Origin of the sequence: Raineya orbicola, assembly GCF_002843425.1 — a bacterium.
Taxonomy (GTDB): domain Bacteria; phylum Bacteroidota; class Bacteroidia; order Cytophagales; family Thermonemataceae; genus Raineya; species Raineya orbicola.
This window is the reverse complement of record NZ_NKXO01000030.1, coordinates 35,409-45,807: the sequence shown is the minus strand read 5'-3', so window position 1 is coordinate 45,807 and position 10,399 is coordinate 35,409. Positions and strand designations below refer to the sequence as shown.

Below are 10,399 nucleotides of genomic sequence, written 5' to 3'. Positions count from 1 at the left end.
ATGCCAATCTGATAAATATTTTTGCAAAACAGCTAACATTTCATTACCTTTGCGTAAAGCTTTCCCTTGTGTGTGAGCCATATAAACTTTGTTTTTTCTCTCAACAATTATATGGCTCTTTTTTTACTTTTTCAAACTAAAAATTTTGTCGGAGGACTGAACTGAATGAAATAAAAATTTAAGCACAAGAGAAGCAAAATATTCTTTGCCTCTCTTGTTTGCTAATCTAAATATTCGTAAGCAGGAATGGTCAGAAACTCTACAAAATTTTCATTCAAAACAATTTCATCAAATATTTTGATAGCTTTTGCCAGATTTCCCGCTTGTATTCTTGTTTCTCCAAGCAATTTCTTGCACTTTTCTATTTCTTCCTGCAAGATTTGCTTGTAGAAAGGTACATCAATCGTTCTACCATCATCTAATTTAGCCAGTGTTTTGAGCCATTGCCAAACCTGAGCTCTGGAAATTTCAGCTGTAGCGGCATCTTCCATCAGATTGTAGAGAGCCGCCGCACCCACTCCCGAAAGCCAAGACTCAATATACAAAATGCCTACATTGATGTTTGTTCGCAAACCTTGTTCGGTAATTTTACCGCCTTCAATGTGAAAATTCAGCAAATCTTTATCCGAAATTTGCAAATCTTCGCGTAAAACGTGTTTCTGATGAGGATTTGAGCCCAGCACTTTATCAAAGGCTTCTTGGGCAATAGGCACAAGGTCGGGGTGGGCTACCCAAGTGCCATCGTAACCTGTCGTGGCTTCTAATTCTTTATCGGCACGTACTTTGGCGAAAGCGTTTTTATTGACTTCCTCATCTTTGCGAGAAGGAATAAACGCCGACATTCCACCAATAGCGTGGGCATTGCGTTTGTGGCAAATCTTTACGAGCAGTTGGGCGTAGGCACGCATAAAAGGCACTTGCATCGTGATTTGACCTCTATCGGGAAATTGAGCTTGGGGCAAATGATGAAGTTTTTTAATGGTGCTAAAAATGTAGTCCCAACGACCTGCGTTTAGCCCTGCCAAATGGTTGCGAAGCTCGTAGATGATTTCCTCCATTTCAAAAGCCGCCAAAATGGTTTCAATAAGTACCGTTGCTTTGATAGTACCTTCGGGAATGCCTACATAATGTTGTGCTTCTACAAAAACTTCGTTCCATAGGCGAGCTTCTAAATGACTTTCCATTTTAGGCAAATAAAAATAAGGAGCTGTGCCACGAGCAAGCAAATTTTTCGCATTATGGAAAAAGAAAAGCCCGAAATCAAACAAAGATGCAGAAATAGGCTCACCTTCTACTAAAAAGTGCTTTTCTACCAAGTGCCAACCACGAGGGCGAACTTTCAGTACAGCAGTTTTTTCATTGAGCCGATAAGTTTTGCCATTTTCAGCGGTAAAATCTATTTGTCGTAAAATAGCATTTTTCAGATTGATTTGCCCCTCTAAACAATTTTCCCAAGTGGGCGAATTGGCATCTTCAAAATCTGCCATAAATACCTTTGCCCCTGAATTGAGGGCATTGATAACCATTTTTCTATCCACCGGACCCGTGATTTCTACACGGCGGTCTTGCAAATCGGCGGGTATGGGGGCTACTTTCCACGATGAGTCTTCGCGTATAGCTTGAGTTTCGGGCAAAAAAGTAGGCAACTTGCCATTTTTGAGTTCCTGCAAACGCTCCTGACGCTTCGCAAGTAGCTCTTTACGCTTGGGATTGAATTTTTTGTGTAAATGTACCAAGAAAGCGACTGCCTCATCGGTGAGCACTTCGCTGTACCGATTGGCGGCTGAAATTTGGGCATTGAGCATCATTATTCCAAAATTTGGGGTTGAAGTATGGATTGGCAATTTAGCGAAATTTCGCTAAAAGTGAAAATTTTGGAAATAAATTTTATGGCTTGCTACGATAAAAGCGTATTATTTTCGCCCTTTGCATTTCAATAAGCCCTTTCCAATCTGCCCTCCAAATAGTTTTTTAACGATTTATTCACGACTTTATAGCCGCCAAGTGTGGGATAATTACCTGTAAAATACCAATCGCCTTGGTGTTGGGGGCAGGCTTTGTGCAGGTTTTCTATACTTTGATAAATAACTTCCACTTCTGCCTGAATTTTACTTTTTTGCTTAATCATTTGAGCAATTTTCGCAGAAATTTGCTCTTCGGTGAAAAGATTATACCATTTTTGAGCGAGATTTTCATTTTCACTAAGCAATTTTTCATCAAAAACAATATGTTCGCCTCGTTCTTTCAGTAGTTCTAACATTGCCCGAAAAGCAACAAATTCACCCATTTTGGACATATCAATTCCGTAACAATCAGGATAGCGAATTTGCGGAGCAGAAGAAACAATAATGATTTTTTTGGGTTCAAGTTTATCAAGCATCTGCAAAATGCTCTCTTCCAATGTAGTGCCTCTTACGATAGAATCATCAATGATAACAAGCGTATCTTGCTTTTTACGAACTACGTTGTAAGTAGTGTCATAGACAGAATTTACCAGCTCTTTGCGATGGCTATCATCAGTGATAAAAGTACGGAGTTTGGCATCTTTGATAACCAACTTTTCTACACGTATGCGTGAGGAAATGATTTTTTCAAGATTTTGATAATCTTGCTTTTGCAAAAGTTCTTTTCGTTTTTGCTCTAAATGATACTCTAAACCTTTCAGAAGTCCTAAAAAAGAGGTTTCGGCTGTATTAGGAACGTAAGAAAAAATAGTATTTTCCAAATCGTACCCAATGGCTTCTAAAACTTTGGGAGCAAGTAAAAAGCCTAACTGCTTGCGTTCCTGATAGATAGCAGGGTCTGTTCCCCGTGAAAAATAAATGCGTTCAAAACTGCAAGATTTCTGAGGCAAAGGCTCGGCAAAAGGTTTTTGCTCAAAAGTAGCATTTTTATGAATAATAAGAGCGTGAGCAGGTTTTATTTCTTCAATTTCCTCATAGGAAGCATCAAAAGCAAGTTTAATAGCGGCTCTTTCAGAAGCTACTACGATAAATTCATCATTTGCCCAAAAATAAGCAGGACGAATACCCGCAGGGTCGCGAGCTACAAATGCCGCCCCATAGCCTGTCATTCCTACAATGGCATAGCCTCCGTCAAAATCTTTGCAAGCTCTTCGTAAAACTCTTTGTAAATCAATTTTTTCCTCAATCACCGCCGACATTTCTTGCTTGGTGTAGAGTTCTTTGTGAGCGTCATAAATGAGTTGATTTTCCTCATCTAAAAAATGCCCGATTTTTTCAAGTACGGTTACGGTATCAATTTTTTCTTTGGGGTGCTGACCAAGTTGAAGCAGTTTTTCAAAAAGTTCATCGTTGTTGGTCATATTAAAATTGCCTGCCAACACTAAATTTCTGCTTCTCCAATTATTCTGACGCAAAAATGGGTGGCAATTTTCTATGCTATTCAAGCCGTGTGTGCCGTAGCGTAAATGTCCTAAAAGCAATTCTCCTGTAAAAGCTACATTTTCTTTGAGCCATTGGGCATTGAGAGCCTCTTTTTTATGCCCTTTGACAGCTTTTTTGATTTTCTTGGCAATCTTTTTGAAAATTTTATGCGTAGCCTGTTGTTTGATAGAACGATACCTACTTATGTAACGATTCCCTGGTGGTACATCTAACTTTATAACCGCTACTCCTGCTCCGTCTTGTCCGCGGTTGCTTTGTTTATCCATTAGCATATACAATTTTTGCAAAGGATAAAGCACAGAGCCGTATTTATCCAGGTAGTATTGATAAGGTTTTCGCAAGCGAATAAAGCCAATGCCACACATTTTGCCAAAAGTTTAGAAACCAAAAACTACAATTTTTCTGCAAAGATACGTAACTTCTTTGGATTACTCTAACTTGCAGAATATTTTACAAAATTTTGTACCTTTGTGCCTTATTTTACTAACAAATGAAACATTTAATTCGTTTCTTTATTCGTTTTGTACCTCGTAAGTATTTGCAGAAATTTGGCATAGGTGCTTTGCGTGTGGTGTCGGTATTTTACAGAGGCAATCAGGTACAATGCCCTATTTCAGGCAAAACTTACCGAAAATTTTTGCCTTATGGCAGAATAAAACCTCGCGAGAACGCCCTTTGCCCTGATTCTCTTTCATTGGAGCGTCATCGTTTGCTTTGGCTTTACTTACAAAGAAAAACCAATTTTTTCCAAGCTCCGCTAAAAGTCTTGCATATTGCCCCTGAAATTTGTTTTCTGAAAAAATTTGAAAAGCTCTCTAATTTACAAGAATACATCACTGCTGATTTAGAATCGCCTTGGGCAAAAGTGAAAATGGATATTCACCGAATGCCTTTTGCTGATGATAGTTTTGATGTGGTTTTTTGCAATCACGTTTTAGAACACGTAACAGATGATTTGCAGGCATTGCGAGAAATTCGTAGAGTGCTGAAACGAGGCGGTTGGGCTATTTTGCAATCGCCATTGGATTGGAACTTACCGCAAACTTATGAAGATAAAAACATTACCTCGCCCAAAGAACGTGAAAAAGCCTTCGGACAAAGCGACCATTTGAGACTCTATGGCAGAGATTATGCCGAACGCATTGCTTCTGTTGGGTTTCGGGTAGTTGTTGATGATTTTGTAAAAACACTTTCAGCAGAGGAAACTAAACGCTATGCTCTTGATGTTAATGAAATGATTTTCGTAGCTTACAAAGATTAAAACAATGAAAACCAAAACTTTACGCAAAAATAAGGTCAATATCATTACTCTGGGTTGTGCGAAAAATTTGGTGGATTCGGAGGAAATTTTTACCCAACTCAAAGCCAATCGTTTTGAAGTTACTCACGAAGAAGTAAATTCCGATGCCAATATTGTCATTATCAATACTTGCGGCTTTATTGAAAATGCCAAGCAAGAATCCATTGATACCATTTTGCAATACGCCGATGCCAAAGATGAAGGTTTGATTGATAAACTTTACGTTACAGGTTGCCTTTCGCACCGATACAAAGATGAACTTTCTGCTGAAATTCCGCAGGTAGATGCTTTTTTTGGCACAAATGAATTGCCTCGTTTGCTCAAAACCCTTAAAGCCGACTACAAACACGAACTCGTAGGCGAAAGGTTGCTTACAACTCCTTCGCATTATGCTTATTTGAAAATTTCCGAAGGTTGCGACCGCCCTTGTTCGTTTTGTGCCATTCCGCTAATGAGAGGCAAGCACGTTTCGCGTCCTATGGAGCAACTTGTGGAGCAAGCCAAGAATTTTGCTAAAAAAGGCACCAAAGAACTTATTCTTATTGCCCAAGACCTTACTTACTATGGATTAGATACCGAAGGGAAAAGAACTCTGCACTTGTTATTAGAAAAACTCGCTGAAGTAGAAGGTATTGAATGGATACGCTTGCAGTATGCTTATCCTGCGGGCTTTCCTATGGAAATTTTGGACGTTATGCAAAAGTACCCCAACATTTGCAAATACTTGGATATGCCTTTACAACACGGCTCAACGGAAATGCTCAAAATTATGCGTAGAGGCATTACGCGTGAAAAAACAGAAGTGCTTTTGGACAAAATTCGTCAGAAAGTACCTGAAATTGCTTTACGAACTACGCTCATTGTCGGACACCCTTACGAGACCGAAAAACACTTTGAAGAGATGTGTGAGTTTGTAGAAAAAATGCGTTTTGATAGATTAGGTGTTTTCACGTATTCTCACGAGGAGCAAACACATTCTTACACAATGCCCGATGATGTTCCGCAAGAAGTAAAGCAGGAACGTGCCGCTGAAATAATGAACATTCAGCAAGAAATTTCTTGGGAACTCAATCAGCAGAAAGTGGGCAAAGTTTTCAAGGTGCTTTTTGATAGAAAAGAAGGGGGGTATTTTATAGGCAGAACTGAACACGACTCCCCCGAAGTAGATAATGAAGTACTCGTAAAAGCCGATAAAAACACCTATGTACGCATAGGCGATTTCGCCAATATTCGCATTACTGAAGCCCAAGAGTTTGATTTGTTTGGCATTCTTGTCTAAAAATCATACCCCATAGAAATAACCCACACGGGACGAGGAGTAACCACAAAATCTTCCACTTTCCAAGCTATATCGGCTTTCAGGTAATAGCCCAAAAAGGTTGTCCGAAAGCCCCAACCATAGCTTGCAAGGAAAGGACTTTTGAAATTATTCACAATAATGGTAAAAGGAGGAGTATCAATAAATTGTGTATTTACGTCATTTTGTCTGTTCCAAGGGGCTGTATTGTTCCAAGCCGAGCCAAAATCACCGAAGGCAATAAATTGCAGATTTTTGAAAAAGTTAGAAGAGATTGAGTTTTGAAGCAAATATTTAATAATCGGCACTCGCAATTCGGCATTAAGAAGCATAAAATATTTGCCGTTTTGGCTATTGAAGTTAAATCCTCGCAAATTAGTTGCAAATTCGTGAAAAAGCACATCAGGATTGCCCTGTTCAAAACTTATGTCTAATGGCGGATTGCCCCCTAAACCTGCTTGTTGTGAAAGATTGTTATCCACACCGCCAAGCATAAAGCGTTTGGGCGAACGCCCCCCGAAAGCCCCTGCACTGAAACGAGTAGCAAAAGTAATTTCCTTGTGCAAAGATTGATAGTGGCGAATGTCTAACATTAACTTATCAAAACCTTCGTTGATATGGCTAAATGAGGGATTGAACTCGTAATAAATTTTTGCTCTTGTTCCCTCCACCATATTTGCTCCTTTCAAAATGGTGTTATCAAAATTAAATTCGGCTCTTGTGTGCAAATAACTGATGTACTCGGGGAATTTTGTGAGTAGAAGCAAATTTACAGAGCGTCTGTCCATATACCCGCCTGTTAGGCTCACACGCATAGAATTGGTAAAGGGATAGGAAGCGGTAAGTGTAAAACGATTACTTGCGTAACGTTGAGCAATGCCCACCGAGGGATTATTGGCAAAAATGCTTTTTCTGTCATAACGAGCGATGAGGTCAAGACGATTGGCAAGATACTGATATTCTGCAAAATAATTGGCACTACGAAGGTCAAAAAGTCCTAACAAGCCGCCTTTCATTCGGTGATTTTCGAGCAAATCGCTTACTTCCATTTCAAAAAGCAAGCCAAAGCCACGAATAGGGTCTATAAATGGCGTAGAAACACTACTTTCAGTAGTAAAAAGCGGTTCGTAGGGATAGGCACCACGTATTTCAGGATTTTTGTTTTGTTTTTTTCTTTGCGAAAAACCGCTCACCATTGTCAGGTTATCGTTTTTCTGATTTTTCATCTTTTCTTTGACGTCCTTAACTACCTCGGGGTCAAACTGATAATCGTCTGTGTCAATTTCTTCGGGATTGTAAGGTTTTTCAGGTTTGTAATCGGGTTCTGCGGGTTGCTGTGCTTTTTCTTCTTGTTTTTCTTGGGCAGAAGTATCTGTAATAGCTTGTTGCTCGGGTAAAAGACCTTTTTGCTTCAAATACAAAATACGAGAAGTGGGAATGCTTTTTCTGTTTTGAGAAAAATCAAAGTTTCGTTTGAGCATAAGTTTTTCTTTACGCTTGTGCCAAGAACGAAAGGCAAATAAATTTCCTCGCTCTGCTACACTAAATTTCTGTATGCTATGCCTTGAATTAGTAAGCTGACGAACCTCTTTACTTATCAAATTCACGCTGAAAAGATTAGAAATGCCATTCTGCTCGCTCAAAAACATAGCTGTTTGTTCGTCAAACATTACAGGATACAATTCTTTTTGCGGGGCATTGGTAAGACGAACTAATTTGTTAGCAGATTCTTGCGGATTGTAATAGAAAAGGTCATAATTTTCTCCAATAGTTCTGAAATCACCGGGCGGAACGTTCAAACTATCCGCAGGGCGATTAGAGGCAAAAACAAGAATTTCGTTGCTTTTGCCCACAAAAACGGGGTCTGTGTCGTCGTAGAGGTCATTGGTGAGGCGTTTCATAAAACGCTCACGAATGGTGTAAAGGTACAAGTCGTTACTACCTGCTTGCACGCCTGCCGAACCGATGCGGTCGCTACTGATAGCCAACACACTCCCATCTGCTGAAATATCAAAACCCGTAACCTGATTGAAAAACTCAAATTGCAGTTGCTCTATTTTTTTTACCTTTCTCTCACCTACTTTAAGAATTCGGAAGCGAGTTTTATTTTTATGTTTGTAACAAATAGCGAGTTGATTATCGTCAGACCAAGCCAAAAGTGGGATTTTTTCGTTTATTCTTTGTGCATTGAGTCTAAAGCCGCCTCTGAAAACCACTTTTCGCTTCATATTATCCAAATTCCTCACCACCACGGCGTAATGTCCGTTTCGGTTTTCAGAATAAGCGACAAATTTTCCGTTGGGGCTAATTTTTACCTCGTTGTAGGTTTTCCGTTTATGATTTTGTTTTTTGAGTTGGGTATCAAAATCCAGTGCTTCGTAATCGTTTTTGGCTTGTTTTGCCATTTCTAAATAAAAATTTCGCCAATCTTCAATAAAATCCTCATACGAAATGCCCAAAGTGCTGGCAATGGCATCTTTTTCGCTACGTATGATACGCGTAAGGTTTAGAATGTTGGAAATATTATTTTCGCCGTATTTGATAGCAATATAATTCCAAATAGATTGCCCTACGAGCATTGCCTCTTTGCCCACTAATTTATGAGGTCGTTTGAGTTGCGGATACTCAATAGAATTTCGCATATAATCGTCCATTTCGCTACTCCACGCATCAGCGACGAAAGCGGCTACGCCCGGCATAAACCAATCGGGCAGGGTGAGCAAAGCTCCATTTTTCAAGATTTCACGAATATTACCGCCGTACATCATTTCATTGACAAAAATCTGGGCAATGCCGAAAGAAATTTCTTTCTTAAACTCGTACAAACTGCCCGTAAAAGGAATTTCAATTTTAGGCTTAATAAAATTCGTTTGCCCACCTATGGTACGGCTGTTCTCATTGGCAAGCCCAACGTTACTTTGTTGCAAATCGGAAACGGAATTATAGATGAAAAGTTTGGTTTTGGCAGTGGGGTTATGCCCTAAAAGAGTGGTAATTCTATCAAATTCACTTTCAGCATAAAGCAAAGCAAAATCGGCAATAGCACTCCCAAAATCGTAGTAATACACTTCAAAATTGGTAGTAGTTTTCATTCGCCAGTCAAACTCTTGAAACTGCACACGATTTTTTCCAAAAGGTCTTTGTGTAATCCCTTCTACTTGTGAATAGAGCGGAAAAGAAAAGCAAAGAATAGTTGCAAAGGCAAAAATGATTTTGCCAAAATTTCTAAGCAGGTTGGTTAATTTCGTGAGGTAGTGGAGCATTTTCGTAAATATGTTTGTAAAACCTATCTGCCAAATAAGGTGCAAGCGAAACGCCTTTGCTACCTAAACCATTAAAAATGCCTACTCGGGGCATTTGTGGGTGTAAGCCGATAATGGGTCGGCGGTTTTTAGTAGCAGGACGTACCCCCGCATTTTGGGCAATTACTCTGAAATCTTTTTTAAGCAAATTTCTTGCCTTTCCTATCAATTCGGTTCGGGCTTTTTCGGAAATTTCCCAATCTAAGCCTTCCCAGCTATATGTTGAAGCTACTCGGTAAGTATTTTCTTGCAAAGGTATCAAACTAACTCCCTGATTAACAATACTCTCAAAACTTGCATCTTCTACCCAAACATCTATCATTTCTCCTTTGGCAAAGTTGAAAGGCAAATTTTGAAAAAAAGGGTTATGAATAGCTTGAGTCCCTTCACAGAAAATAATTCTTTCAGCTTCAATATCTTTGTAAGCGACTTTTTCTGAAAAAATCTGCAAAGCCGAATAATCAAAAATTTCCCTGAAATATAAAGATTTTTTTTTCAAAAAGCAATGAAACGAATTGAGAAGTTTAGGGAGTTCAACCCAACCTGCTTGTAAGGTTTCTACTCCGCCAAAAGGATTTTTAATGTCAGAGCAATATTGATTTTCATTTACATCTGTATTCAGATAAGGCTTAAACTCTTGTAAAGCACTTTTAGCCAGCCATTCATTTTGTTCTTCAATAGAACGAAAAGGACGATAAATAGGCGTGGAGTGCAAAAATTTCTCACCCAAAACCTGCTCCAACTCTCTGTAAAATGTATGCAAAAAGGGAAATAATTCATCAGCGAGCCAAGTTTTTACAAGATTTTTGCCTGTAAGAGGGTTAAAAATACCGCCTGCGACTTGCGAAGCCGAAGGCAACTTGTCGGTACTGATGACAAAAGGTGTTTTTTGATTTTTCAGAAAAGTATAAGCCAAAACCGTTCCCGCAATGCCTTGCCCCACAATAATACAATCGTACATAAAAGCCTTGATTTGTCGTAAAATCAAATTTACAACAACGTTTTACACCTAAAAGTTTGTTCTTTTGGGCATTGCTCTGTAAAATTTACGAAATACCCTAAGTTTTTGTACCTTTGTGAAACAAAGATGTAT

6 protein-coding genes are annotated in these 10,399 nt (G+C 39.1%); 2 read left to right on the top strand and 4 right to left on the bottom strand.

Annotated features, from left to right (window positions below; translation table 11 throughout):
• Positions 1–221: 221 nt before the first annotated feature.
• A complete protein-coding gene (gene aceB, locus Rain11_RS09815; protein WP_101359187.1) occupies positions 222–1,808 on the bottom strand; it encodes a malate synthase A in 1,587 nt (528 codons plus the stop codon).
• A 125-nt stretch (positions 1,809–1,933) separates the two neighbouring features.
• Positions 1,934–3,772: an amidophosphoribosyltransferase gene (locus Rain11_RS09810; RefSeq protein ID WP_101359186.1), complete on the bottom strand. Its 1,839-nt coding sequence runs from the start codon at positions 3,770–3,772 to the stop codon at positions 1,934–1,936.
• 125 nt (positions 3,773–3,897) lie between these two features.
• Between Rain11_RS09810 and Rain11_RS09805 the strand changes: the two genes are divergently transcribed.
• Both Rain11_RS09805 and rimO read left to right on the top strand, forming a co-directional pair.
• Positions 3,898–4,668 carry a class I SAM-dependent methyltransferase gene (locus Rain11_RS09805; protein WP_101359185.1) on the top strand — a complete coding sequence of 257 codons (771 nt, stop codon included), beginning with the start codon at positions 3,898–3,900 and terminating at the stop codon, positions 4,666–4,668.
• A 4-nt stretch (positions 4,669–4,672) separates the two neighbouring features.
• Entirely contained in the window at positions 4,673–5,986 is a 1,314-nt protein-coding gene (rimO, locus tag Rain11_RS09800) for a 30S ribosomal protein S12 methylthiotransferase RimO (protein ID WP_101359184.1), read from the top strand.
• Here rimO and Rain11_RS09795 read toward each other — a convergent pair.
• A complete protein-coding gene (locus tag Rain11_RS09795) occupies positions 5,983–9,267 on the bottom strand; it encodes a BamA/TamA family outer membrane protein (RefSeq protein ID WP_101359183.1) in 3,285 nt (1,094 codons plus the stop codon). The genes rimO and Rain11_RS09795 overlap by 4 nt on opposite strands.
• Entirely contained in the window at positions 9,230–10,267 is a 1,038-nt protein-coding gene (locus tag Rain11_RS09790; RefSeq protein ID WP_133121563.1) for an NAD(P)/FAD-dependent oxidoreductase, read from the bottom strand. Before Rain11_RS09790 ends, Rain11_RS09795 begins: the two co-directional genes overlap by 38 nt.
• Between the last annotated feature and the right edge of the window lie 132 nt (positions 10,268–10,399).

Bases quoted from the DNA above. Each gene is read 5' to 3' on its own strand.
- aceB (WP_101359187.1), bottom strand. From the start codon at position 1,808: ATGATGCTCAATGCCCAAATTTCAGCCGCCAATCGGTACAGCGAAGTG.
- Rain11_RS09810 (WP_101359186.1), bottom strand. From the start codon at position 3,772: ATGTGTGGCATTGGCTTTATTCGCTTGCGAAAACCTTATCAATACTAC.
- Rain11_RS09805 (WP_101359185.1), top strand. From the start codon at position 3,898: ATGAAACATTTAATTCGTTTCTTTATTCGTTTTGTACCTCGTAAGTAT.
- rimO (WP_101359184.1), top strand. From the start codon at position 4,673: ATGAAAACCAAAACTTTACGCAAAAATAAGGTCAATATCATTACTCTG.
- Rain11_RS09795 (WP_101359183.1), bottom strand. From the start codon at position 9,267: ATGCTCCACTACCTCACGAAATTAACCAACCTGCTTAGAAATTTTGGC.
- Rain11_RS09790 (WP_133121563.1), bottom strand. From the start codon at position 10,267: ATGTACGATTGTATTATTGTGGGGCAAGGCATTGCGGGAACGGTTTTG.